The sequence below is a fragment of the Paenibacillus sp. FSL P2-0136 genome (genome assembly GCF_037975325.1).
Classification (GTDB): Bacteria; Bacillota; Bacilli; order Paenibacillales; family Paenibacillaceae; genus Paenibacillus_AQ; species Paenibacillus_AQ silagei.
The window spans coordinates 5,345,454-5,371,591 of sequence record NZ_CP150244.1; the positions used below are offsets into that span (position 1 = coordinate 5,345,454).

The following is a 26,138-nucleotide window of genomic DNA, read 5'->3' on the forward strand; positions in this document are numbered from 1 at the left end:
CTACCTCTTTCCGGCTGTGAACGCCACCCAATCTTCTTCGCGGGTTACTTCTAAAATCTCGAAACCGGAGGACTTCAGCGCTTCCGCGACCAGCCCTTCCTTATCCTTATAAATCCCCGAGGTAATATAGATCCCCTCCGGCTGAAGCGCACGGTAGACATCGTCCGTGAACAGCACAATAATCTCGGCCAGAATATTCGCCACGACCACACGGACCGGCAGAGTCACTCCCAGCCCGTCTGCCGCCGCGGCAACAACAGGAACGGCCTCTTGGTCAGCCGTATTGCTTGGCCGGGCTGAAGGCCACATCTCTCCGGCTGCGGTATCCGCCGCCCCCTCACCGCCCAGCAGCGAGAGCAGATCGCTCTCCTTCACGGTGATTGCTGACTCCAGCCGGTTCAGCGCCACATTCTCACGGGCACTCTCTACGGCGACCGGGTCCAGATCCAGCGCCAGGACAGAGGCGGCACCGAGCAGCATCGCTCCGACAGCAAGGATGCCGGAGCCCGTACCTACATCGATGACCTCGTCACCGCTGACAATATGCTTCTCAAGAGCGCGAAGGCACAGCGCCGTTGTCGGATGCGTCCCGGTTCCGAAGGCCATGCCGGGGTCGATCTCAATAATTTTTTCATCCGCAGAGGCCGGAGTATATTCTTCCCATGTCGGCTTAATAGTCAGCCGCTCCGAGACGCGCAGCGGCTTGAAGTACTGCTTCCAGGCATGAGCCCAATCCTCCTCATCCACCGTCTTCCAGGAGATCTGTGCCAGCCCGGGGTCGATGCCGAATTCTCTCAGCTCTTCCACCCTTGGCGTCACCTCGGACACAACCGCGTCCATGTCCACCGATTCCGCATAATATCCTTTAATGACCGCTTCCCCTTCGGGGATGTCATTGAGCGGTTCATCGTATAGTTCACCGTAACGTGTATCCCGGTTTTTATTCAGCGTCCCGGATTCTTCAATAGAGACTCCGCCCGCTCCGGCCTCAACCAGCAGATTGGAGATCATCTCCTGTGCTTCCTCGGTTGTATGTACCGTCAATTCTTGCCATAGCATGGTAATGAATCCTCCTAAAAGTTTGTGAGCGTTACTTCTCTCGATTCTGCTTCGAACAAACTTACTTCGGAAGCATAGACTCAGTTTTGGGAGCATAATGTCCCTCGAAGCTTATCTTAGCTAGTATAGCATTTCTTACCCGTTCAGCGCCAAACTGCGTTCAACTCTCTACGGCAGACGGGGTGCTGCGGCAAAAACAATCCAGCGCATGGTCATCTACCATCCCGGACGCCTGCATAAAAGCGTAACAGATCGTCGAGCCGACAAACTTCATCCCCTTGCGCTTGAGCGCCTTGCTCATCAGATCGGACTGTGGGGTCGTCGCGGGAACCTCGGCTCTGTTCTTCCAATGATTCACCACCGGCGTCCCGCCGACAAAGCTCCACAGATAACCGGCAAAGCCACCCTCTTCCTCCCGGCAGATCTGCTGGTACACCTGTGCATTGGAAATCACTCCCTTAATCTTCAGACGGTTGCGCACAATCCCCACATTTTGCATCAGCTCTTCGACCTTGTCCTCCCCATACAGCACGATTTTCTCCGGATCAAAGCCGTCAAAAGCCTCGCGGAAGCCCTCCCGCTTCTTCAGCACCGTATACCAGCTTAGTCCGGCCTGCATGCCCTCCAGCATCAGCAGCTCGAACAGCTTCAGGTCATCAACCAGCGGCTTGCCCCATTCTTCATCATGATAAGCTATATATACCGGGTCCGAGTTTACCCAGTCGCAGCGCTTAATTTCCATAGTTACTCTCTCCTTTGTCTTATAATTCTGGCAGCTATTCATAGCCATATCTTCTAACTGTATACGAAAAAAAGAGAAGAACACAAGGTTCTTCCCGTTAAAATAATGAAATAATGTTATTATTGTCCTTGCAGCTGTACCCGCGTCTCTTTGTCCGGCTCATTTGTAGTGTAATAGAACATGTATATTGAAGCTTCTGTTCCCTTGAAGTTCTCATAAACATCAATGCTCCGGTTATTTCCGTCTCCGCGGAATTTCGTTGAAACGATCTTACTTACGATCCGGTCCTTACCGGTACCGATATGAGTCTGGTTCACGCCGCCAAACTTCGGATCATCGCTCCTCGTCTCCACATAGAGATCCTCACCCTGCATATAGTAGGTCCACTGTACCGGATAACCGCCGGTCTCCCGGATCACCGTCTGCTTCTCGCTGGAGATGTTGGTTAATTGAAGCGGCTTCTTATCATCCCCATGCCGGATAACCTTATAATTACCTACAAGCGTCATTGGCGTGTCTTTGGTAATCTCCAGGTCCGACGGCCGCTCGAAGCGCACTGCAATCAGCTCTTTGTCCTCAGACATGGAATACCATAATCCGCCTTCCAGCGTCCGGCCGCCCACCTCGAGAGAATAATTGACATACGGCAATTCAGAGAACGGCTTAGCTTTGCTGCGAACCGATACACGGACCTGCGTAGGTGTCACAACCATCTGCTCAATACGATTATCTGTATTTCCTGCTTCCAGGGGCAGATCCAGCGCAGTTTTGATTGTCGCGCCCGCCATCTTCTTCTTGCTCAGTTCAAAATCAAACGCCCAAGGACCGTCGATGTTCCTTTCAAGCTTCGTGTAATCCAGCTTATAGACGGTTTGATCCTTCGGCACATCGGCAGGTTTGTAATACTGAACCGAGGTGTATTCTCCGTTATCTCCCGGCTTACCCATTGCTCCTGCCCGGGAGTTCTTTACAAGCTGCCCTCCCCGATAAGCAGTGATTTGCGGAAAGGCCCAGTTCTTGGCTTCCGGATCATCGAAGATGGCGGCAGTGGAGAGCATCAGATGGTCAGTACCTTCCTTAAAGGGCTGTACGCTGAAGGATTCCAGTCCATCCCGGTTCACAGGAAAGCTCTGCCGCTCCGGCGAGTCCGTATCCAGCTTCAAGTCTACCTCCTGCTGCGAGTACAATTGAATCCGCTCAGCCGTCAGACTTACCTTGGCCGTCTCTTGATCCGGCGTCCAGTCCGTCTCGAAATAACCGTTGTACCGCTTGTTCTTCTCGTCCCACTGCTGATTGTTGAATTCCTGGTTGCCGCTGCGTCCCGGGCCATCCTTGAGAGTCATTCCATTGATGTTCCACAGCTTGCCGTCGCCCCCGTCCGGACCCACATCCAGACTATACAGAATCACTGTCCGGTTCTCATCGGTGAGCGCTGTATGCAGCGTCAACGTTACTCCATCCTTGGTGATCGTCTGGCCCAGCGGCTGGCCCAGGTTCTGTGACAGCGCCGCCTCCACCCCGCTCCGGTGGTCCAGCAGGCTGCCCCAATCATATTGCACAGCGGCATACACAGGAACAGCCATCAGCACTACGCTGAAGGAGGCTGCGACAGTGATCTTTTGCCAGTTGCGGTGGCGGACCGGGCTGCCTGCTCCCGCACGGCTGCCGCCTTTGGATGATGCATATCCGGTCTGCTCCATTCTGCCCCACATTTGCTCGAAATCAGGATAATTCAGCTCCTGATCCTCATTTAAGCGACGCTTTAACTGCGCTTCGGTTCTGTCCATATTCATCGTCCTCCTTCGTTATGGGCTGAACGCCCGCTTCTTCCAGAATCCTCTTCATCATCCGTAGCCCCTTATGCTGTCTGGACTTCACAGTTCCCAGCGGGATATCCAGCATCTTGCGGATTTCCTCCAGACTGAAATCATGCATATACCGCAGGGTCAGCACCGCCCTGATCTTCGCCGGGAGCCGGGACATGTATCCCGCCCATTCCAGCTTCGTTTCCTTCTGCTCCACCAGCTTGTCTACCAGCGGCTGCGGATTCTCCCTGAACATATGGAGATGGGCCGTCAGCTTCTGCTGCAGGCTGTTCCTGCGCTTCAGGTGGTTCAGGCAGGTGTTGACGGTGATTTTCATAATCCAAGCCTTCAGATATTCAATGCCCTGCCACTCGCTGCGGAAGAGAGTGATGAATACCTCCTGACACAGATCCTCAGCATCGGCAGCATCGTGCACCATATAATAGCAGGTACGATATACCTCCTTGCTGTAGGTTTGGAATAATTCCCTGTTGCCCACTTGAGCATGCCCTCCTTTCTTGTTTGAATTACCTTTATAACAACCCCGGGCTTCAAAAGGTTCATTTTCAGCAGCATATCCAGCTATATGTACTAAAAAAGCAGCATGTCCACCTGAAAAGCACAGGCTGCATACTGCTTACAATAGATTGTCCGGGAATAACTGCTCAACTTCAGAGCAAGCACAGCTTAGATAATATTCATGACCTCGCGCGCCTGGTTGTCCAGTTCCTGTGCAGAGGTAGCGATCAGCGTGAATTCATCCAGCGCCACTTGAATCTGCCGCTGGCTGAGCTGCACATTATCCTGCACCTGGTTCAATCCCGTTGATATTCTGCCTACCTCTTCCGTAATGGCCTGGACACTGTCCCGGACTTCGGTAATCTGATCCTGCACCATCGCAGACAGCTTTCTTACCTCCTTGGCCACCACATCGAATCCCCGGCCGAATTCTCCGGCATGTGCAGCCTCAATCGCTGCATTCAGGGCAAGCAGATGAGTCTGGGAAGCAATATCACGGATGGTCTGCACTACGCCGCGGATCGCCGCAGCCTGCTTTTGCAGACTTAGCAGTGTTTCGGTATTCTCAGTCGAAACCTCGGCAATCCTGTCAATACTCTGCAGCAGCTCCTGACTCCGCTCAATTCCTTTGTCCGCACGCTGATTAAGGCTATCCGCCATGCCCTGCATTAGCTCCACGACATGGCTCATGTTGTTTTGTCTCTCCGTAATGTTAGTGGCCACCTTGGATACGCCGATGACATGGGTATTTGTCTCATCAAACACCGGCATATATGTAGCTTCCAGCCAGACCGAATTCCCCTCTGCGTCCATCCGCTCAATTTTGTCCTGGAAGCTCCGGCCAGCCATTAAATTCTGCCAGAACACCTCATAATCCGGACTGTTCACGAATGAGGGGAAGCACAGCTGGCTGTGCTGCATGCCGTACATGTCCTCCGCTTTGTATTTCACTGACTGGGCAAAGATCTCATTGACATAGGCGACACGCCGATCCAGATCAAAGCGGATCATGGCAAGGTTTTTTTCCAAGGCTTTGACAACCAGTTCGTCTGTAACTGCTTGGTCTGCTAGATTTTCCATGTTGACTGCTCCCTATACATCTCAATTTTTAACTGATATACGGACGACTCTCGCTTATTTCACTTTACTCTTATTAACGGCTGTTCCAGCGCTTTGGATGATATCAATTAATAATGAGTCTAAACAACTTAGCCTATTCAGAGCAAGGATGGTTAGTCCCCTATTTACATCAGACTACTTCCTGGGGCCATAGTCCCCCATCTTAATTCCCCACACGCTGTCCTTCCGGTAGGCAGCCGCTTCCTGCAGCTCTGGAAGTCTCGTATCCTGCGGATAATGCCGCTCCAGATACTGGACGAAGGCCTGGCGCAAGCCGATCTCCTTATCCAGCTTGTTGAATTCGTTCGGATGGTTCTCCATCTCGGCAAACGATGCTTCCCAGCTCTCCAGATCTCCCGCCTCCGACTGCTCTGCTCGAACCTTTTCAGCAAGCATTCTTAGCTCCCGGTAAGCTCGTTTCACTTTCGAGGAATAGACCTGCTTCTGGTTCATGAAGGTCAACAGCGCCACCAGCAGCGCCAGCCCTACCCACATTATCACTGTATTCACTTATGTATCCTCCCGGACTCGCATATCACTCCATTATACACGCCAAAACACAAAAATACCCCACTTACGCAGGGTATCCGTAGCAACAATTCGTCTGCTCATCTCTTCTTGACTTCACCGAATTATTCTTTCTTCATAATCTCTCCCAGCTGCCGCTTATCAGCCTCACGGGAACGGTCCATGGCCTCTATATCATCCTGATCTGCTTCAGCTGCTGAGAATTCAACATCCTCGGCCTTCGCCTCATAGAGCATTTTCATTTTTTCGGTTTTGGAAAAGATCTTCGAGTTCTCTCTGTCCATAGCTTGCCATCAGCCTCCAATGTACTTAATCTGGTTGTCTTAGCTTCAAATCATTCCGCCGGCTTCCTCAATCAGTGACATCGCCTGACCATGAATAGCTGCATCTACAATAACCGTCAGCAGAATATTTCTGCCTGTAGGCCCGCCATCCCCGCCATGGCTCATTCCGCTCCCGCTCGTATGCGCCGCAGCTAATATGCCCGTATGGTCACTGACTGCCCTCATCGAATCCATGCTCGCCAAATTGCCGGTAACCGGATTTACTCCCGGCTCCTGCCCGCTTCCCCCAAACCTGCTAAACCGGTCAATGGAAATCTCCTCTGCACGCAGTGCCTGCAGCTTACGGGAGACCCCTTCCGCTTCCTCCGGGGTTTTGAAGTAGGCCAGTATACTTTTTTCAGACATGGGAATTCCCCGCTTTCTGCCTGGTATTCATTCGTACAAGCTTACTTGGCTATTTTGGATTTCCGGACAGGAATTTATACATTTAGGGTTGGCTGTGACTCCAGCGAAGTTTTGGACTTTCACCCGCTGTTGTCCGCTGATTTCATTATCCAGAAGCCACACTTCTAAATTTCAGCGCTGTTTTTCCAACCATCATTCATGTCAGTATTCATGACGATAATTGTTTTTTTCTCTGTTATTTTGTATTTTTTTGTCTTTTAATTTCTTCGTAGTAGTTTTAAAAGTCTATTTGTGTCATATAACATTCCGCAGGAAATGAAAACATTCTCAAAACTCTATAAATTTTGTGTAGATTTTACAAATAACCAGTGGTAAAATCTTCTTAATATTTTTCCTAGTAATCTTGACGGAAATAAACCGGATTAATAGAAAAGGAGAATCCGGCTACTGTCTGTAGCAGGAGAGATGTAAGCCAGAACCAACATCATATTGTGGAGGGGATTACATTTGGAGTGGACAAAATTACCTCGTAAGCTATCATTACTAACTTTATCATTGGGTGTGGCTGCAAGTATGATTCCGGGCGCAGCCTTCGCCGCCAGCAGCTTGAAGACACCCGTATCAGGCAATCATCTTCCAGCCTTGATTCCAGCGAATCAGCCTTATATTTCTCCACAGATTAACACCAAATCCTCAAATCTTGTCCGGGTTATCGTTCAGCTCAGCGGCCAGCCTGCTGCCGTCGGCAAGTATGCTGCCAGACAAGGAATTACAGCACTCGCCAATACAGCGACTGAAGCTGCAGTGAACAGCCAACAGGAAGAAGTACTGGATAAGGCTGAAGCCAAGAAGATTGACCTGACCGTCAATTACAAGTACGACACGATTCTGAACGGCTTTGAAGTCACCGTTCCGGCTGACAAAATCCCTGAGCTGGCGAAGATCTCCGGCGTGTCTTCCATTTATCCGAACAGCACCTGGTATGCTCTCCCTGATCAGACAGTGACCGAAGTGACTTACAGAAACGACAATGCTCCCCTGAAGCAGATTCATGCCGATTGGGCGGCTGACCAAGGCCTCACCGGGGCCGGACTGAAGGTCGGTGTAATTGATACCGGTGTGGACTATACGCACCCGGATATTGCCCCGGCTTATAAGGGCGGCTATGACTCCTTCTATCAGGATAATGATCCTTATGAAGAAGTTCCGCTGACTCCTGAAGAAGATACCGAGTATGGCGTAGGCTATGCGGGAACTTACCACGGTACGCATGTAGCCGGAACGATCATCGGTCAGTATGCAGCTAAAGGCGATGTGGCTCAGAAGGGTGTCGCTCCCGGGGCTGACCTGTATGTCTACAAAGTATTGGGCCGTAATATTGATAAGCCGAACACTTCCTCCGGATCTTCCGCTCAAGTCATTGACGGAATTGAACGTGCGGTCAAGGACGGCATGGATGTCATCAACCTGTCGCTCGGCTCCGATTCGGAGAAGGATGTGAACTCCCCGGATTCCATCGCTATTAATAATGCGGTTCTCTCTGGAGTAACTGCTGTCATTGCAAATGGGAATAATGGAGAAGCAGGTTATTTTTCCATGGGTTCTCCTGCTGCCTCCCAACTCGGAATTTCGGTAGGTGCCGTTAATAGCCCTATCAAAGCGTTCTCCGGTGAGTTCAAGGCAGAGATTACGGGTTCAGTCACTTCAGTGACTTATGACACCTATAATCCGTTCCATGTCATGGCCTATGAATTGGGTCAAACAGACTTTGCCGATATTATTGGAACAGAGCCGGTTAAAGTGTTCTACGCTAATTTAGGCGCAAATGAAGATTACCCGGAAGGAAATTTCAGTGAGAAAACTGTTGTTCTGGTATCCCGTGGCGATCTAGCCTTTGTAGACAAGATTGCTAATGCCAAAGCTCACGGTGCCAAAGCTATTGTGATCTTCAATGGTAATTTCCAGACAGTAGACGGTAAGAAAGTAGCTATTCTGGATGAGAGCTATACTGACCGTTCTGACTTTATCGGTTCCAACCTTGGCGATGGATATGACAACATCCCTACGCTGGACCTGAAGGGCTCCCAAGGCCGCGCTTTAGCCAGAGCCATTGTTGCTAACGGCAACAAACCTGCTTACTTTACTTTCAGCTCCGAATATCCGATGGATATGACCGCCGGCGATGAAGTGACCAGCTTTTCCTCACTAGGACCGAACTTCGACGGTAAATTAAGCATTAAGCCGGACATCGTAGCTCCTGGTGACGGAGTGCTGTCTACGTGGCCTGCTTATGGCAAAGGTCATCCAGGAACTGATTATTCCAAAGCATACAATCGTATTAGTGGTACAAGTATGGCAACACCGCATGTAGCAGGCTTGGCACTGCTGATCAAGCAGGCACATCCAACTTATACACCATTAGACATTCGTGCCGCTCTGGCCAACACAGCAGATCCTGTGTTCTACCAGGATGCACCTGAAGATTTCTATCTTCAAGGTCCTGGACGCGCCAATGTAGAAAATGCCATCATCACTCCGGCCTTGCTGCAATCGATAGAGCCGATCTCTATTCTGGACAAGAACTTTATCCCGCAGAATGTAATCAACTACAATCCGTCTACAAGCTTTGGCACCCTGCTTCCCGGTTCTGAAGCTAGCCAAGTGCTGCAATTAAAGAATATGAGCGATACTGCGCTTACCTATTCTGCTTCCGTGGAATGGAACTATGGTGATCCCAAGCATGTATCTGCGACGCTCGACAAATCATCGGTAACTGCCGCCGAAAAAGTTGCCTCCACGTTCAACCTGAAGGTTACCGTCGCTGCTGATACCGTGCCGCAAATGCTGCAAGGTAATGTCGTCCTGGAAGCAGCAGGACAGCCAACTCTGCACTTGCCGTTTGCAATCAATGTAGATAAGACGACCGAACAACCTGATTGGGGCACAGGCATTCAGGAAGCTGCACTGAGCCAGCCGATCGTCTACACCAATTCAAGTGCTATTCTGAACTACAAGCTGAAAGCAAAAGATATTAACTACTATGAAGTGAATCTGATTGGCTTGGATGATATCAAGAAAGGCTCCTTCCAGGTATCCACGACCGGTGCGCCGGATAAGTTCTTCGAGCCTGGGAACTATAGCACGGTTGTATCATCCACCTATCACCCATATGACCACAATGGTGATCCAATCTTGGATGCTTACGGCAACCCTGCGGTGGCCGGTCTGACCGATGGAGTCTACAAGCTTGAGGTTATCGGCATTAAAGCCAAAGATAACACCAAACCGATCAAGATTGACTATAACAATGATGAATACTACAGTACCTACACCTCATTCCGCTTTATCACTGTCTCTGACAGTGGAAACAATGGCGGCGGCGGTGGTGGAGGTGGCGGTACAGTAGTTACGCCAACACCTGTGGTGGTTCCAGAACCTGTGAAGTCCCTTGTTGAAGAAGGCGTTCAGCAAGTAACGGTAACACCTCTAACCGCATCGAAGGATGGTGTAACGACAGTAACCGTGAGCGACAGCGATCTGAAGGCCGCTCTGGCCAAAGCCGCTACTGTCAAGACAGCCGTTGTTATCTCTCTGATCAGCATCTCAGATAAGTCTGCTGAACTGAGCCTGACTGCTGATCAGGTGAAATTACTGTCCGCCATTCAAGCAGGCAGCACCCTTATCGTGAATGTTGGCGGATCTGCTGTAGCCTTGCCGGTATCCTTATTAGCCGCTTCCCCTGCAGGCCAGAGCTTGAAGCTAGTAATTAAGCAAGAGCCAGACGCAGCCAGCAAGCTGATTGCAGGTACTCCGGGTGCCCAGGTTATTGGAACCCCGGTATCCTATGAAGCTTCATGGACTACAGTTACAGGCAGCACTTACTTGAACGTTCCAACCAACGTGTTCATCAAGCGCACCTTTACTGTACCTGGCAAGATTGAATCCAAGACCGCAGGCGTACTGTTTGAGAAAGACGGACTGGTGACCCCGGTTGCTTCTGTCTTCACACCGCAAGCCGATGGAACAACCCTTGTGACCGTAAGCCGTCCAGGCTTCTCCGTGTATGCAGCAGTCAGCAAACCGGCAGCAGCCTTCACAGACATCGCGAATTCCAAATCAGCGGTTGCGATCCAGACGTTGGCCGACAAACTGATTATCCAGGGAACCTCGGCAACAACTTTTGCGCCGCAGAGCAATCTGACCCGCGCTGAGTTCACAGCACTCTTAACCCGTGCACTGGGTCTGCGTACCGATGCTGGCGTAACCTTCTCCGATGTGAAATCAACGGACTGGTACGCCAAGGATGTCGCCGCAGCCTCCAAGTCTGGTCTGATTCTGGGCATAGGCAACGGCAAGTTTGCACCTACGCAAAAAGTAACCCGTCAGGAGCTCGCCGTCATTCTGGACAGAGCGCTGAAGCTGACAGGCACTGAACTGAAGGCTGTAGCCAATCCTTCGTTCACAACCTACTCCGATAGCGCTAAGGTAGCTCCTTACGCCAAGGACAGTCTGCAAGCCCTGACCAAAGCCGGCATCTTCGCCAGCGAAACGGGCATTGCCTTCAATCCAACAGCTCCGGCAACCCGTGAGACAGCAGCCGCTGCACTCTATGAATTGCTGAGCAAGATCGGATTGATCGAGTAGTAGAATAAGCTTAAAAGGCTGTCCCAGTAGTTGTTACATGACTACTCAGGACAGCCTTTTTTGTTTGGTTGAGACCCGTTTGAGCACTTGAGCAGACGCTGTTGCACATAATGTGCATACTACCTCTGATTGCATTTACTACATTAGAATCCCCTTTAATTCGTCCCAAAGGAGATTCTGTTGTATTTCATACATTTGATTCTTAGATATCTGTTTAAAAATGACCATTTAAAGAATTTCTACTGTACGTTGTGCAACAGATTCTCTTTTTGGTGAATTTCAAAAGCATTCTGTTGTAGCAAATACAACAGAACCACAAAGACAATAAAACCAGCAAAAAACAGCGCCCCGCCTCCACTTAATGGAGATGGGGCGCTGTTTTACAAGCTCTTCCATCCTTATTTCATATTACCTAAAAGTTCAGTCTCCCCGGAACGCCTTTTTCACGCGATCAAAGAAAGACTGTTCCTGCTCATGCGTGTTCTCTCCGTTGTAGGAGGCGAACTGGCGGAGCAGGTCCTTCTGCTCATCGCTGAGCTTGCTAGGTGTGACTACGATGACGCGGACATGCTGGTCGCCGACGCCGTTGCCGCGCAGATGCGGAACCCCTTTGCCTTTGAGGCGGAAGAAGGTACCGGTCTGGGTGCCTGCCGGGATCTTGAGCTTCACCTTCTCGGTCAGCGTTGGGATCTCAATCTCGTCACCCAGTGCCGCCTGAGCGAACGTCAAGGGAACCTCGCACATAATATCGTTGTTCTCGCGCTCGAAGAAATCATGATTCTTCACACGGATCACAATGTACAGATCTCCGGCCGGGCCGCCGCGTGTGCCGCCTTCGCCTTCACCAGTCATGCGCAGCTGTGCGCCGTCATCGACACCGGCAGGGATACGCACATGGATCTTGCGCTGTCTCTTCACCTTGCCCTGGCCTGCGCAGGTGGTGCATTTCTCTTTGATGATTTTGCCTGTGCCGCTGCAATGGGAGCAGGGACGGCGGTTACGCATCTGTCCAAGCGGTGTATTCTGCACGAATTCCTGCTGTCCGCTGCCGTGGCAGACGGAACAGGTCTCCGGCTTCGTACCCGGCTTGGCTCCGGAGCCGAAGCAGGTATCGCAGGTCTCCGTGCGCGGAATGGTAATATCGGTCTCTTTGCCGAACACCGCTTCCTTGAACTCAATGGTCATCGTATACTGCAAATCGCCGCCGCGCTGTGGGGCATTCGGATCACGCCGTCCACCGCCTCCGCCGAAGAACATATCGAAGATATCACCAAGACCGCCGAAATCTCCGCCACCGCCGCCAAAGCCGCCGCCCATTCCCTGATTAGGGTCAATATGCCCATATTGGTCATACCGCGCCCGCTGTTGTCCGTCACTCAGGACATCATAGGCTTCCTTAACCTCTTTGAACTTGGCCTCAGCATCACTGGCCTTATTCACATCGGGATGGTACTGGCGCGCCAGCTTGCGGTAGGCCTTCTTCACTTCGTCTTCTGAAGCATCTCTTCCGAGGCCCAGAACCTCATAATAATCACGTTTATCTGCCACTGCTTTCACCTCCGTACATCGTTAATTCTCCCCATTTACAAGGTAAAAGGAAAGCCAAAACCCGGGATGCCCCGGTCTTGACCTTCCCTCTCACCACCATAGAACTTATCGTCTAAGGTTACCCTTGATTCTTCTCATCGTCAACCACTTCGTAATCCGCATCTACCACGTTATCCTTCTTGGCATTGCCTTCAGAAGCATCCTGGCCCGCTTCAGCGCCCTGCTGCTCCTGTGCAGCCTGCTCATACAGCTTCACGGACAACTGTTGCACAATCTCATTCAGCGCCTCTGTAGCGGCAGTGATTTCTTCCAGGTTGTCGGTTTCAAGTGCAGCCTTCACCTTGTCCTTGGCTTCATTCGCTTTGTCGATCTCGGAAGCATCGACCTTGTCACCCAGATCCTTAATTACTTTATCTGTGGAGTATACGAGCTGGTCAGCACCGTTCTTGGCTTCGACCAGTTCTTTACGCTTGCGGTCTTCCTCAGCGTGCAGCTCGGCATCCTTCATCATCTGTTCCACTTCTGCGTCGCTCAGACCGCTGGAAGAAGTGATGGTGATCTTCTGGCTTTTGTTGGTGCCTTTATCTGTAGCAGAGACGTTAACGATACCGTTGGCATCGATGTCGAAGGTAACCTCGATCTGAGGTACGCCGCGCGGTGCCGGTGGAATCTCGTTCAGCATGAAGCGTCCCAGTGTCTTGTTGCCGTTCGCCATCTCGCGTTCACCCTGCAATACGTGGATTTCCACGCTAGGCTGGCTGTCTGCGAAGGTCGAGAACACCTGCGATTTGCTTGTAGGGATCGTAGTGTTGCGCTCAATCATCTTCGTGAACACGCCGCCTGCAGTTTCAATACCGAGGGACAGCGGAGTGACGTCGAGCAGAACTACGTCTTTTACATCACCAGTCAGTACGCCCGCTTGAACAGCAGCACCCAGGGCTACTACTTCATCCGGGTTAACGCCCTTGTGAGGCTCTTTGCCGGTAAGCTTCTTGATCGCATCCTGTACGGCAGGAATACGGGTGGAGCCGCCGACCAGTACGATTCTGTTCAGATCCGCAGGGGTCATTCCGGCATCCTTCAGCGCTTGACGTGTAGGTCCCAGCGTGCGCTCAACCAGGCTTGCAGTCAGCTCGTCGAACTTGGCACGGGTCAGGTTGATCTCCAAGTGCTGAGGCACTCCGTCAACTACCGTGATGAACGGAAGCGATACTGTAGTTGTAAGTACGCCGGACAGCTCTTTCTTTGCTTTTTCTGCAGCATCCTTCAGACGTTGAACAGCAGCCTTGTCCTTGCTCAGGTCAATGCCCTGCTCTTTCTTGAACTCAGCTACGAGGTAATCCATCACCAGTTGGTCAAAATCATCTCCGCCCAGACGGTTGTCACCGCTGGTAGCCTTCACTTCAAAGAAGCCGTCGCCCAGCTCAAGGATGGATACGTCGAAGGTACCGCCGCCAAGGTCATAGACCAGGATGGTGTGATCTTCCGATTTCTCCAGACCGTAAGCAAGAGCTGCTGCTGTTGGCTCGTTGACGATACGCAGCACTTCAAGGCCGGCGATTTTGCCTGCATCCTTAGTAGCTTGACGCTGGCTGTCATTGAAATAAGCAGGAACTGTAATAACCGCCTGAGTTACAGTCTGGCCCAGATAAGCTTCAGCATCGGATTTCAGCTTCTGAAGAATCATTGCCGAGATTTCCTGTGCAGAATAGTCTTTGCCGTCAATGCTTTCTTTGTGGCCTGTACCCATGTGGCGTTTGATCGAAGCGATCGTACGGTCCGGGTTCGTGATAGCCTGGCGTTTTGCCGTTTCACCGACGATGCGCTCGCCGTCCTTCTTGAAGCCTACAACCGATGGGGTTGTACGCGCGCCTTCCGGATTCGGGATAACGACGGCTTCGCCGCCTTCCATAACGGCAACGCAAGAGTTCGTGGTTCCTAAGTCAATACCGATAACTTTACTCACAGTAATGTGCCTCCTCAGAAATAATGTGAAGCCCGGGGCTTCATCCATATTTATTATCTTATATAGAACAGATCTACATGCTGACTTTGACCATGGCCGGACGAAGAACCTTATCCTTCAGGAGATAGCCCTTCTGGACCTCTTCCGTCACGATGCCTTCCTCGTACTCCTCGCTCTCCACCTGCATGATCGCCTGATGATATTCAGGGTTAAAAGGCTGCCCTACCACTTCCATAGCTGTAAGCCCTTCAGTCTTAAGGACTCCCTCCAGCTGACGGAAAATCATATTCACGCCTTTGATGAACGCTTCAGCGTCTGCACCTGCTGCAGGAGTCGCCAGTGCGCGTTCAAAGTTATCCATTACCGGGAGCAGCTCAGTTACGAGCTTAGATGTTGCGTACTGCGCCAGCTCTTCCTTTTCTTTCTGGGTCCGGCGGCGGAAGTTATCGAAATCAGCCTGCACACGCAAGGTACGCGCCTGATGTTCATCTGCAAGCTCCTGCAGCTTTCTGTATTCCTCATTGCCTGAAGCCGCCTCGCCGGCCTCTTCAGCCGTGAATGAACCGCTGTCTGCTGTGGTATCAGTCTCTTCAGCCGCAAGATTGTCATTCATCGAGGGGTCATTCTTCTCATTCATTTCCTGAACCTCTTCCTCTTTCAAGTTGTCTTCACCTCCTTAGTATCATTCGCGATGGACTAGTACACTCTGTTCACTTATACCAGTGTGCCAGCATCGCTGTCAAATCCCGGGACAAAATCCCCAGAATACCCATTACACGTGCGTACTCCATACGGGTCGGACCCAGGATGCCGATGCTCCCCAGCGGCTTGCCGTCCAGTGAATAAGTGGCGGTAATCAGACTGCAGTTGGCAAAAGCCTCATGCTTATTCTCTGTACCAATGCGCACCTGCATTCCTGCTTCGCTGCTGGCCGGGGTGAGCATCTTGAGCAGCGTAGGCGTCTCCTCCAGCAGATCGAGAATCGTCTTCACCTTGTCGACGTCCTTGAACTCCGGCTGGGTCAGCATATTCGTGGCTCCGCTTAAGTAAATCCGCTGATCATGGTCGCTTTCCAGCGCCTTATCCAGCACCTGCATTAATTCTTCATAATGGGAGATGTGGCGCTGCATTTCTTCGCCCAGCTCGGAATAGAGCTGACTCTTCAGCTTGTAGAGCGGTACATTGACCAGCTTGCTGTTCAGCAGATTCACGACCTTCTCCATCTCGGAGACAGATATCTCCGGAGGAAGACTCACGGTTCGGTTCTCTACCTGCCCGGTGCTGGTAACGATAATCGCCACAGCGGTCTTGTCATCGAGCGGGAGCAGCTGGAAATGGCGCAATGAAGTATGAAAAACCTCCGGTCCCAGCAGGATGGAAGTATAATTCGTCATATTGGACAGGATCATTGCCGCATGTTGGATAACCTGCTCTGTAGCATTCAGCTTCTCGGCGAAAAAAGCGCGGATCGTGCCCAGTTCGGCCGTTTCGGCGGAATTCCACGGTACCAGATGATCCACATAATAGCGGTAGCCCTTATGGGACGGGATTCTCCCTGCCGACGTATGAGGTTGCTCCAGATAACCCAGATCCTCCAGATCGGCCATTTCGTTGCGGATCGTGGCTGGACTGTAGCCCACATCCCCGCGTTTCGAGATACTGCGCGAGCCTACCGGCTCAGCGGAAGAAATATAGTCATCGACAATGGCATTCAGTATCATTCTCTGGCGTTCAGTTAACATGTTATTCCCTCCTATCCGGCTGTGGCTCCGATTCGTTAGCACTCTAGTGAGATGAGTGCTAACCACTAATACAAAAATACCAAACTGACCTCGGCATTGTCAAGTGAGTTCAGCAACTTGATTGCGCCTATTTTAGTCAAAGCAAGATTTTGTATATTTCACCGCAACCATTTCCCGGACAATGCCGTCCAATACTCAGGGAGTGATAAAAATGCGTTTCAAGAAAACAGCATTATGGGCTATAATCGCAGGCCTCTTAACTGCATTAGCACTTACGGGCTGTACAGGTAAAATCTTACCGGTCAAGTGCATCGGTGTGGATGCGGATTATATATCCATCCTGCAATGGGACGGCGTGATGTACTACGATGATACCGGTCCTGACCCCGCCCCACTGGGCAAAGGCAAGGAGATCGGCAAAATTACCTACAGCAAATCCGAGCAGAAGTGTCCGCACGCTGGGCTGCAGGATGGAGATGCGACAACTCTTAAGACAGGCACACTGCTCTACGAGGTAGAAGGCTATAAGACATCGGCGAGACTCTGGGCGGGAGACCGGCTGTATGAAGCACGCAACAACCCTGACGCCAACACCCTTAACGATCTGCTGGATATCGAGGGAAAAATACAAACCGTCCGTTTTGTGAGCGGCAATGACGGTTCTGACCTGATGGACTTTACTCCGGAGGCCAACGCCGTGTTCATCCGCGAATTCCCCAAGCTGGAATACCTCCCGTTCGAGCAGCTCTACAAGCAGACCAAGGGTTGGGTGGGAGACAAATACTGGCTGGAGATTGAGATGACGGACGGGTCCAGCATCGGAATTACTTATAATACACTATCCCCTTCCTTTAACCCTTCCGCATATGCTACACCGGAGCTTGCCGAACTGGTAGAGCAACAGCGCAAGCTTATCTACGCACAATAAACCTGTATCCGCAAAAAACCACTGTCACCCTGAAGCAGCAGCGTCCGGGTGAACAGTGGTTTCTTATTATATAGTTTATTACCGGGGGCTAGAGCCCGCCGGATTAGTCCAGTCTCTTCAGCACGGCGATCTCGTCGCAGGCATGCTGCTTCTTGCAGTTCACACAATCGGTCCAGACCTTCTCGGGGAAAATCTCCTTCTGCACCACATCGAAGCCGTTCTTAAGGAAGAAGTCCACAGCATAGGTCAGGGCCATAATCTTCGGAATCTGCTGGCGTCTCGCTTCTTCAACCAGCTTCTCCAGGATCATCGTTCCTACACCTTTGCCCTTGCCAGCATCATTCAGGCCAATCGAACGGACCTCAACAAGGTCATTTCCGAGCCGGAACAAGGAACCGCAGCCGACAAACTTGCCGCCGATCTCGGCGATCACGAACTGGTCGATCTGGCGGGTCAGTGCTTGCCTTGAACGGGGCAGCATAATCCCCTGCCTGGCATACTCCTCTATCATCAGATACAGCGGCTCTACATCCTCCACCGTAGCATTTCTGCATATCACTTGCTGCTCTCCTGCTGGAGAAGCCTCTTGGAAATGATCCGTTTTGACAAGCACCTTGACTCACCCCTTGTTGTTAATATGAATAAATATACAACAAGGTGAATTACAATTCAAGAGGTATTTCAAAATTAAACCTCTGTCAAAGCACCGACAAATTCCCCGAAAACATCGTTGCCGAACAGGATTCCCTGCTTGCTCAGACGATAGGTTTCCCCGGCCTGCTCCAGCAGCCCGGCCTTCAGCATTTTATGCAGCGGTCCTGCAAAAACAGCCTCCAGCGGCTTTCCGAATTGTGAACGGAACGCCGCATCCGACACCCCTTCGCGCATCCGTAGGCCAACCATCATGAAATCCTCCATCGCCTCCTGCTCGGAGATCTCAAAGCTGTCCAAACGCGGCAGCCCGCTGCGCGAAGCCTCGTTATACGGGTTCACGCCCTTGATATTCATGTGCCGCTGCCGGCCCACATATCCGTGCGCCCCTGCGCCCAGGCCGTAATAATCCTCGTTGCGCCAGTACGTGATGTTGTGGCGGCTCTCCAGCCCCGGCTTGGCAAAATTACTGATCTCATATTGCGTATACCCCGCAGCCTCCATGGTAGACATAAGCAGCAGGTACATCGCCAGCTCATCCTCTTCATTCGGCAGCGGAAGCTTGTTCTTGTTGAACAGGGTGTGGAACAGCGTATTCTCCTCCACCTTCAGACTGTAGATGGAATAATGGGGAAGATCTAGCGCCAGCGCCTTGTCGATACTCTCTCTGAGCATATCCACCGTCTGGTTTGGCAGGCCGAACATCAGATCCAGCGACAGGTTATTAAGCCCGACCGCACGGGCATTCTCCAGACTGCGGTATACGTCATTCACATCATGAATCCGGCCGATTCCGCTCAGCAGCTCATTCTGGAACGCCTGCACCCCGAAGCTGACCCGGTTGACGCCGCCTTCCTTCATGACTCTGAGCTTATCAATATCGGTAGTTCCGGGGTTAGCTTCCATAGAGAACTCAATATTCTCGTCCCACTGCGGGAAATGCCTGCGGACCGATTCCAGGAAATAAGCCATCTCATCAGGCTTGAGGACAGTAGGCGTACCCCCGCCGACAAAAATCGTCTTGATCACACCCGGAGGCGTGTGCTGCACGGTCAGCTCCATCTCGCGGTCAAGCGCATGGAGATAGTCCATCACCGGCTGGTCCTTCAGCACGTAAGAATTGAAATCACAATAGAAGCATTTATTGGTGCAGAACGGGATGTGAATATATACGGCCTCAGGGGGACGGCCATGGTGTGCAGTGCTCGTAGCTGTATTCATTAGCTGTCTCCTTTGTTCTATTAATATACAGGCCTGCCACACTACCTGCTGCTAAAAAGCAAGAAGAAACGGCTGCACCGCCCTGCGTAGGACGGCACCCGTTTCTGCGATAAACCGAAAGCTCCGGGGGAGCTTATATGCTGCTACTCAATCTGAAGCACGGCCATGAACGCTTCCTGCGGCACCTCGACGCTGCCGACCTGCTTCATGCGCTTCTTCCCTTCCTTCTGCTTCTCCAGCAGCTTCCGCTTACGCGAGATATCGCCGCCGTAGCATTTGGCTAATACGTTCTTGCGCATGGCCTTAACGGTCTCACGCGCAACCACCTTCGTGCCGACGGAAGCCTGAATCGGCACCTCGAACATCTGGCGGGGGATAATACCGCGTAGCTTCTCACAGATGACCCGACCGCGGTTATAAGCGCGGTCGCGGTGAACGATGAAGGACAGCGCATCGACCTGCTCATTGTTCAGCAGGATATCCATCTTCACGAGATTGGACTGGCGGTAACCGGAGATCTCGTAATCGTAGGATGCATAACCCTTCGTGCCGGATTTCAACTGGTCGAAGAAGTCGTAGACGATCTCGGACAATGGAATCTCGTACGTAATGGTTACACGGTTGCTGTCCAGATACTCCATGTTGACGAATTCGCCGCGTTTGTTCTGGCACAGCTCCATAACGGTTCCCACGAAGTCGTTAGGCACGATAATGGCTGCTTTGACATACGGCTCTTCGATGAAGTCAATCGTCCCGATCTCCGGATAATGCGACGGATTGTCGATCTGAATGGTCTCCCCGTTCGTCAGCTTAATGCGGTAAATAACGCTCGGCGCGGTAGTAATCAGCGGCAGATTGAACTCGCGTTCGATCCGCTCCTGAATAATCTCCATATGCAGCAGCCCCAGGAAGCCGCACCGGAAGCCAAAGCCAAGGGCGCTGGAGCTCTCCGGCTCGAAGCTCAGGGAAGCATCGTTCAGCTGCAGCTTCTCCAGCGCTTCACGAAGGTCATTATAATCAGAGGTCTCAATAGGATAGAGACCGCAATAGACCATCGGATTAATTCTGCGATAACCCGGCAGCGGCTCAGCAGTCGGACGCTTGGCATCCGTCACGGTATCACCGACACGAGTGTCGCCCACATGCTTAATCCCGGCCACAATGAAGCCGACATCGCCGATGTTCAGCTCGGGTACAATGGTCATACGCGGCATGAATGCCCCCACCTCAATAACCTCAAAGGTTTTATCAGTGGCCATCATTCTGATCTTGGAACCGGCACGGATACTGCCATCCATTACGCGGACATAGACGATTACGCCCTTGTACGGGTCATAATGGGAGTCGAAGATCAGCGCCTTAAGCGGTTCTTCCGAGTTTCCAGTCGGCGCCGGAACCTGCTTCACGACCTGCTCCAGAATCTCCTTGATGCCGATGCCTGCCTTAGCGGAAGCCAGAACGGCTTCGCTGGCATCCAGCCCGATGACATCCTCAATCTCCTGCTTCACCCGTTCAGGATCTGCATTCGGAAGATCGATCTTGTTGAGTACCGGAAGAATCTCCAGATTGTTGTCAAGCGCCAGATACACGTTGGCCAGCGTCTGGGCCTCAATCCCCTGAGCAGCATCCACTACCAGAAGAGCGCCTTCACAGGCAGCCAGACTGCGGGATACCTCATAGGTGAAATCGACATGCCCCGGTGTGTCAATCAGATTCAAATAATATTCCTGGCCGTCATCGGCACGGTACGTCAGGCGTACGGCCTGCAGCTTGATGGTGATGCCCCGCTCGCGTTCCAGATCCATCTGATCCAGAACCTGCTCCTGCATTTCACGCGAAGTCAGCGCACCCGTATACTCCAGAATGCGGTCAGCCAATGTCGATTTGCCATGGTCTATATGTGCAATAATCGAGAAATTGCGAATTTGTTGTTGTCGTTTCTGAACGTCAGTCATTCCTTACCCCCACAGACAGCCTAATGTTAATCCACTTATTATAACAGTACGGGCTTCACCCATCAATCCCGCCGGACGCTGGAAAAGAAAGAAACCGCCTGAACCCTCTGCAATCGCAGGGTGAATCCTGCAAAAAAACACAAAAACGAGTGCGGACTTCCATCATCCGCAGCCGCTTTTGTCCTCAACCTCATTGCAGCCCGGGAGGTTCCGGGCAGTTCCTGCTCACTCCTCCGAGGAGTCGAAGAGGGAGACCACCCAGCGGATGCCCTTCTGCGAAGCCTGCTGGAGCAGGCCAGCGGTCTTATCCGCCAGCACATCCACAGTCGGCTTCTGCTCCTCCGGGATCAGAATCTGCTCAGGACTGAGCGCAGAGTAGTCCTTCACCTCCTGTTGCGGGAGGCTGCCCGTGCCGCCAGCCGTCTGCGCCTGTGTACCTGCAACCGGCTGCTTCATGGGCAGCATGGTGTAAGCGCCCGTTACGGGATCAATAGTCACGGGCACATATACATAAGCCTGGCCGCCCGTGGCTGTACTGGCAGCCGGAACGTACGCAGTTCCGGCCGGAACGTTCTGTCCAGGCGCGCTGCTCCCGGCTGGCTTACTCCAGTCCGGCAGTATACCGGAGACTCCCGAACCGCCGCCGCCGAACTGCAGTCCGATCAGCAGCCCCACGCCCGCCCATATTCCGACCATTACCAGCTTTTTACCGAACCGTGTCATATTCTCCGCTCCTTTTCAGCTATAATCCGTTCAGGAACCTGTTGATGTCTCTGCCCCGGTGCCTCCAGATTGCGTACTGCCCTGATCTGGCGCAGCTGCCTTCTCGGCATCCCGGCTGCTCCAGTACACATCAGCGATGGCATCCGCCAGAATATCCGCCGTCCGCTTCAGCTCATCGGCGCTGTTGTCAATTCCGCCTACCTCAATCAGCACACTGTTCGGGGACAACGTCTGGTTATATTCCCCATTATTCCCGTTTCCGGACGATTTCCCCCATATCCCGCGTGAAATTCCAGGATAATTTTTCTCCAGCAGCTGATGGATTTTATTGGCGAAGGCCTCGTTTTGTTTCCAGTTTTTATTCGCATGCCCCAAAATAAAATATACCTGGGCATAATTTTTCCCGTTAATCAAGGCTGTTGTTTTGCCGTGCCGCTGCGAATCACGGTGAATGTCAATCAGCTCACTCATATTCTGATTGGAGGCCATGGCCGATTTCACAGTCATACGTGAATATTTATAAGAGAAGTTCCAGTTGTAGCCCGGTACCTCTGTAGCATAGTCCTCCTGGGCATGGACAGTTCCGATCCCCCGCTCTTCCAGCCTCTTGGCAATATAGGAGCCTACCAGCATGACATTCTTGGAAGGGACTGCCGAGCTGGGGTTGTCGCTCTGTGCGCCAAGCAGCGGATTATAGGCCTCCCGGGGATGGGAATGATAAACGAGAATACGCTTGACCGAAGTATCTCCTGTGCCATTCTCCGCATCTCCGCTTCCGGAGTAGCCCTCGTCAGGTTCTGTACCGGACGGGTCAGGGACAGGCGAAGCCTCGGGCTCTACCACGCCTTCCCCCGGGCTGTCATGGCCATTATCAGTCTCAGTACCGTTCCCTGAATCCGGCGGGGCTCCAGGATCGCTCCCTGCTCCGGGATCTTCCCCGGTGGCCAGTTCATCGCCCCCCGGATGATAATCGGCCGGTGCTCCTGTACTTCCCCCTGAGCCTTGCCGCAGCAGGAAGGGATCATCGGCAGCAAGTCCGGGCATCTCACGGGAGACCAGACTCTTGGGATCACCAGGATCAACACTGGTAAGCAGCCGGAATACGAAGGAGGTCACCTTGTCCCCGGAGAAGGCTGAAGGCTCCTCGCCCTTCGGCAGATGGGGGACCTCCATGCCCAGCAGCTCCATGAAGAATCCACTGGAGAGCGAAGCCGCCAGACCTTTCATGGAAGGAATGGGCGAAGAATTCAGCTTCTGCCCGGCCAATCCGCCAGCTCCAAGCAGCATGAACAACACAAGCGAACCTCCGGCCAGCAGCAGCATCGTCCTTCCCAGCGACAGAATATCCATCAGCCGTCCGCGCAGCCGCCCTATATTCCATAGCTGAAACCATTTTCTGTTCATGATTGTTATGTCCTCCTCTAAGCCCTCTGTAATCTCTCATACTCCAAATCTATGAGCGGAAGGGTTGTGCTAGAACCACAGAATGAGAGATAGCAGGGAGCAATAGATAGAGAAGTGAAGCGGCAGCATTGCAAAAAGCCCGCCACCAGTTCTGCGTTATAGCAGACGGTGCGGGCGAGGTGATAAGTGACAGATCAGTGAGTGTAAGCTCCGACATTGCCCGGATCTACCGCTTCATGGAGTGCAGCATTCAGTCCGCTTGCCACAATGTTGGCGATCTCTTCAATGAATTCATCGATCTCTTTGGGGGTCACAATCAGGTCATGTCCCAGCGGCTCAAGCACTTCCTTCACCAGGGCGAGACGCTCCTGCTCAGATATATCGTCAAGGAGACCCATAATTTCTTTGGTGTGAGCACCGCCGTCCGCCATCTGCCCGAAATGGGTCCGCATCATTTCCAGCACATTGTTGACAATGGTGGAAGCATAGCAGACCGTCGGGACGCCGATGGCGATGCAGGGCACGCCCAGCACCTCTTTGGTCAGCCCTCTGCGCTTGTTCCCGATCCCTGAGCCGGGATGAATGCCGATGTCCGCAATCTGGATGGTGGTATTGATTCTCTCCAGTGAACGGGAGGCCAGCGCATCAATAGCTATAATGACATCCGGGCTGGTGCGGTCCACAATCCCCTGTACCACTTCGCTGGATTCAATCCCCGTCAGGCCGAGCACTCCGGGAGCAATAGCACTGACATTCCGGTACCCGGGCGAAATCTGGTCGGGCACCAGCTCATAGAACTGGCGGGTAATCAGCGCATTCTCAACGACCAGCGGGCCGAGCGAGTCGGGCGTCACATTCCAGTTGCCCAAGCCTACGATAAGGACCTTGGAATCGCGGTCAATGCCGATTTTATCCAGAAAGTGCTCGAATTCCCGGGCAAACACTGTGGAGACCTTCTGCTGCAGCCCGGTGTCCCCTCCGCGCAGCCCAGGCACCTCCAGGGTCACGTAATTGCCGATAGCCCGTCCAATCGCCTGAGAACCGGCAAGATCTGCTACAGCAAGTCTCGTGACCTTGATACCGTCCGCTTCTTCCACTTCCTCATTGACACCCGGGATCGGCGTATTGGCGTGCCGCTCTGCCATTTCCTTCGCTTCCACCGCCAAGTCCGTACGTACCGAATACAGCTGAAGATCCAGTTCCATTCTTAGTTCAGCCTCCTTTTGCATATTGCTGATAGTGTGCGAGAGAAAGCCTCCGTTTATACAAACCGCTCTAAGGGAATTACAAAGCTTTTTATCTTGCTTTTTGCTACCCTTCATGCTAAACTATTTTAAGTTGTGAATCATTTGTTGATTTCGAATGTCTTTCAGGAGGTGAATGCAATGCCAAATATCAAATCCGCGATAAAACGCGTCAAGACGATCGAGAAACGCCGTGCACTGAACGCTTCCCAGAAGTCCGCTCTTCGTACAGCTGTGAAAACTGCTGATGTAGCAGTGACTGGTACGGAAGTTGAAGTAGCTCAGGCTGCTTTCCAAGCGGCTTCCAAAAAGCTGGACAAGGCTGTAACTAAAGGCCTGGTTCATAAAAATGCGGCTGCCCGCAAAAAATCCCGCTTGGCTAAGAAATTGAACGCTCTCAAGGCTCAAGCCTAAGCCAAGGGCGACAATCATAACGAGCACTGAAGAACCTGACCGCTATGCTGCATACGGTTAGGTTTTTTTATGCTCGTTAACTTCCTTCATTAATACCGCTGTACAATCAAAGAGCCTGTCCATCCCATGATACACGCGGGTGGACAGGCTCTTTGATTCGTTCCATGTAAGGCCGCTCTATTCAGGCTCCAAGGCGCAGCATGAACATCTCCAGCCCCAGCACCTTATCGACAGCTCCCGTCTTCATCTGATAGTCCAGATCCGCCAGAATACTCAGGATCTGCCGCAGCCGCTGGCTTCCGAACTTATGAGCCTGCTCTCCGGCAAGCTTCACTGCATACGGATGCAGTCCGAGCTGGGAGGCAATCTGTCCCTGCGAATAGCTAAGGGCTGACAGATCCTTGACCTGCAGGATGATTCTGAACTGCCGGGCAATCAGCGAAGCGATCTTGATCGGCTCCTCCCGCTGCTTGAGCAGCTCATAGAGCGTATTCAGTGCCTTGTCCAGGCGCAGATTCGCGATATCCTCCACCAGTGTGAAGATGTTCTGCTCCGTCCCCCGGTGGACCAGACTCTCCACCGCTGCCGCATCCACCCGCCCGCCAGTACCGGCGAACAGACACAGCTTGTCCATCTCTGCAGACAGACCCTGGAGTCCGGTTCCGCTGCTTGCAATCAGAACCTCCGCTGTCCCCGGCGCAAGGGAGCAGCCGCGTTCGCGGAAGCCCTTCTCCACCCAGCGCAGCAGCTCCTCCGCACCCAGGGGATTGAAGGCCAGCACGGTGCCGGCGGTCTTGATGCTTTTGACGATTTTTTTACGTTCATCCAGCTTGTCGCCGTTCACCATAAATACAATCACACTGAACTCGGCAGGGTGCTGCATATATTCGCTCAGCATCTCCACGTTATGTTCCAGCTTCGCCTTCTCCTTGCCTGCCGTGAACAGAGCCGCATCCCGCACCAGCAGGAGCTTGCGTTCTACCATGAACGGAACCGTCTCCGCCTCTTCAATGACCGCCTGAACCGGAGTTTCGGAGAGATCGAACGGGATCACGGCGAAATCGCGGTCTTCTTTGGGGATCAGGTGTTCCTCCAGCATGGCCGCGAATTCATTCATCCGGAACTTCTCACTGCCGTACAGCAGGTACAGCGGAGAGACCTTTCCTTGCTTGATGTCTTTGGCCGCCGTTTTGGCATCCATCCCGCCACTTCCTTTTTCATTTACTTGCCTGGTCCG

The 26,138-nt window shown here is 52.4% G+C and carries 22 protein-coding genes; 3 read left to right on the top strand and 19 right to left on the bottom strand.

What is annotated here, in order from left to right; translation table 11 throughout:
• The 8 genes from prmA to NYE26_RS22730 form a co-directional block, all read right to left on the bottom strand.
• Window positions 1-1,059 (bottom strand): 50S ribosomal protein L11 methyltransferase, encoded by a 1,059-nt coding sequence (prmA, locus tag NYE26_RS22695; protein ID WP_339250295.1) that lies wholly within the window; start codon window positions 1,057-1,059, stop codon window positions 1-3.
• A gap of 160 nt (window positions 1,060-1,219) precedes the next feature.
• Window positions 1,220-1,801 (bottom strand): DNA-3-methyladenine glycosylase I, encoded by a 582-nt coding sequence (locus tag NYE26_RS22700; RefSeq protein ID WP_339250297.1) that lies wholly within the window; start codon window positions 1,799-1,801, stop codon window positions 1,220-1,222.
• A gap of 119 nt (window positions 1,802-1,920) precedes the next feature.
• Window positions 1,921-3,588: a DUF4179 domain-containing protein gene (locus NYE26_RS22705; RefSeq protein WP_339250299.1), complete on the bottom strand. Its 1,668-nt coding sequence runs from the start codon at window positions 3,586-3,588 to the stop codon at window positions 1,921-1,923.
• Window positions 3,548-4,105 carry an RNA polymerase sigma factor gene (locus tag NYE26_RS22710; protein ID WP_339250301.1) on the bottom strand — a complete coding sequence of 186 codons (558 nt, stop codon included), beginning with the start codon at window positions 4,103-4,105 and terminating at the stop codon, window positions 3,548-3,550. The genes NYE26_RS22705 and NYE26_RS22710 overlap by 41 nt, the downstream gene beginning before the upstream one ends.
• Window positions 4,106-4,293: 188 nt before the next feature.
• On the bottom strand, window positions 4,294-5,205 hold the full coding sequence (locus tag NYE26_RS22715) for a methyl-accepting chemotaxis protein (RefSeq protein WP_339250303.1): 912 nt from the start codon (window positions 5,203-5,205) through the stop codon (window positions 4,294-4,296).
• 174 nt (window positions 5,206-5,379) lie between these two features.
• Window positions 5,380-5,754: a hypothetical protein gene (locus NYE26_RS22720; RefSeq protein WP_339250305.1), complete on the bottom strand. Its 375-nt coding sequence runs from the start codon at window positions 5,752-5,754 to the stop codon at window positions 5,380-5,382.
• Window positions 5,755-5,876: 122 nt separating this feature from the next.
• Window positions 5,877-6,056: a YfhD family protein gene (locus NYE26_RS22725; protein WP_036732220.1), complete on the bottom strand. Its 180-nt coding sequence runs from the start codon at window positions 6,054-6,056 to the stop codon at window positions 5,877-5,879.
• 45 nt (window positions 6,057-6,101) lie between these two features.
• Complete coding sequence (locus tag NYE26_RS22730) at window positions 6,102-6,461, bottom strand: hypothetical protein (protein ID WP_209872151.1); 360 nt, start codon at window positions 6,459-6,461, stop codon at window positions 6,102-6,104.
• A 561-nt stretch (window positions 6,462-7,022) separates the two neighbouring features.
• On the opposite strand from NYE26_RS22730, the gene NYE26_RS22735 reads away from it, so the two are divergent.
• Window positions 7,023-11,105, top strand: coding sequence for a S8 family serine peptidase (locus NYE26_RS22735; RefSeq protein ID WP_339250308.1), 4,083 nt, complete (start codon window positions 7,023-7,025; stop codon window positions 11,103-11,105).
• 420 nt (window positions 11,106-11,525) lie between these two features.
• Here NYE26_RS22735 and dnaJ read toward each other — a convergent pair whose 3' ends face one another.
• From dnaJ to hrcA, 4 genes are all read right to left on the bottom strand, one after another.
• Entirely contained in the window at window positions 11,526-12,653 is a 1,128-nt protein-coding gene (dnaJ, locus tag NYE26_RS22740; protein ID WP_339250310.1) for a molecular chaperone DnaJ, read from the bottom strand.
• A gap of 118 nt (window positions 12,654-12,771) precedes the next feature.
• Window positions 12,772-14,619, bottom strand: a complete 1,848-nt coding sequence (gene dnaK / locus NYE26_RS22745) for a molecular chaperone DnaK (protein WP_209872159.1) — start codon at window positions 14,617-14,619, stop codon at window positions 12,772-12,774.
• A gap of 73 nt (window positions 14,620-14,692) precedes the next feature.
• Window positions 14,693-15,280 carry a nucleotide exchange factor GrpE gene (grpE, locus tag NYE26_RS22750; protein WP_036732234.1) on the bottom strand — a complete coding sequence of 196 codons (588 nt, stop codon included), beginning with the start codon at window positions 15,278-15,280 and terminating at the stop codon, window positions 14,693-14,695.
• A 49-nt stretch (window positions 15,281-15,329) separates the two neighbouring features.
• Entirely contained in the window at window positions 15,330-16,361 is a 1,032-nt protein-coding gene (gene hrcA / locus NYE26_RS22755) for a heat-inducible transcriptional repressor HrcA (protein ID WP_036732236.1), read from the bottom strand.
• Window positions 16,362-16,572: 211 nt separating this feature from the next.
• Here hrcA and NYE26_RS22760 point away from each other — a divergent pair, with 211 nt between their 5' ends.
• Window positions 16,573-17,289, top strand: coding sequence for a hypothetical protein (locus NYE26_RS22760; RefSeq protein ID WP_339250312.1), 717 nt, complete (start codon window positions 16,573-16,575; stop codon window positions 17,287-17,289).
• Window positions 17,290-17,392: 103 nt separating this feature from the next.
• Here the strand turns inward: NYE26_RS22760 and NYE26_RS22765 are convergent, their stop codons facing one another.
• The 6 genes from NYE26_RS22765 to gpr all read right to left on the bottom strand — a co-directional run bounded on the left by NYE26_RS22765 (window position 17,393) and on the right by gpr (window position 24,448).
• Entirely contained in the window at window positions 17,393-17,800 is a 408-nt protein-coding gene (locus NYE26_RS22765) for a GNAT family N-acetyltransferase (protein ID WP_339257594.1), read from the bottom strand.
• A gap of 176 nt (window positions 17,801-17,976) precedes the next feature.
• The gene (gene hemW, locus NYE26_RS22770; protein WP_339250314.1) at window positions 17,977-19,161 is read right to left on the bottom strand and encodes a radical SAM family heme chaperone HemW; all 1,185 of its coding nucleotides are present in this window, start codon (window positions 19,159-19,161) and stop codon (window positions 17,977-17,979) included.
• A gap of 143 nt (window positions 19,162-19,304) precedes the next feature.
• Complete coding sequence (lepA, locus tag NYE26_RS22775; RefSeq protein ID WP_036732242.1) at window positions 19,305-21,116, bottom strand: translation elongation factor 4; 1,812 nt, start codon at window positions 21,114-21,116, stop codon at window positions 19,305-19,307.
• A gap of 225 nt (window positions 21,117-21,341) precedes the next feature.
• A complete protein-coding gene (locus tag NYE26_RS22780) occupies window positions 21,342-21,839 on the bottom strand; it encodes a hypothetical protein (RefSeq protein ID WP_339250316.1) in 498 nt (165 codons plus the stop codon).
• A gap of 30 nt (window positions 21,840-21,869) precedes the next feature.
• Window positions 21,870-23,243 carry a stage II sporulation protein P gene (locus NYE26_RS22785; protein WP_339250318.1) on the bottom strand — a complete coding sequence of 458 codons (1,374 nt, stop codon included), beginning with the start codon at window positions 23,241-23,243 and terminating at the stop codon, window positions 21,870-21,872.
• Between the two features lie 194 nt (window positions 23,244-23,437).
• Window positions 23,438-24,448: a GPR endopeptidase gene (gene gpr / locus NYE26_RS22790; RefSeq protein WP_036690456.1), complete on the bottom strand. Its 1,011-nt coding sequence runs from the start codon at window positions 24,446-24,448 to the stop codon at window positions 23,438-23,440.
• A 180-nt stretch (window positions 24,449-24,628) separates the two neighbouring features.
• Between gpr and rpsT the strand changes: the two genes are divergently transcribed.
• Window positions 24,629-24,901: a 30S ribosomal protein S20 gene (rpsT, locus tag NYE26_RS22795; protein WP_036732246.1), complete on the top strand. Its 273-nt coding sequence runs from the start codon at window positions 24,629-24,631 to the stop codon at window positions 24,899-24,901.
• 181 nt (window positions 24,902-25,082) lie between these two features.
• Here the strand turns inward: rpsT and holA are convergent, their stop codons facing one another.
• Window positions 25,083-26,102, bottom strand: a complete 1,020-nt coding sequence (gene holA, locus NYE26_RS22800; protein ID WP_036732248.1) for a DNA polymerase III subunit delta — start codon at window positions 26,100-26,102, stop codon at window positions 25,083-25,085.
• Window positions 26,103-26,138 lie beyond the last annotated feature (36 nt).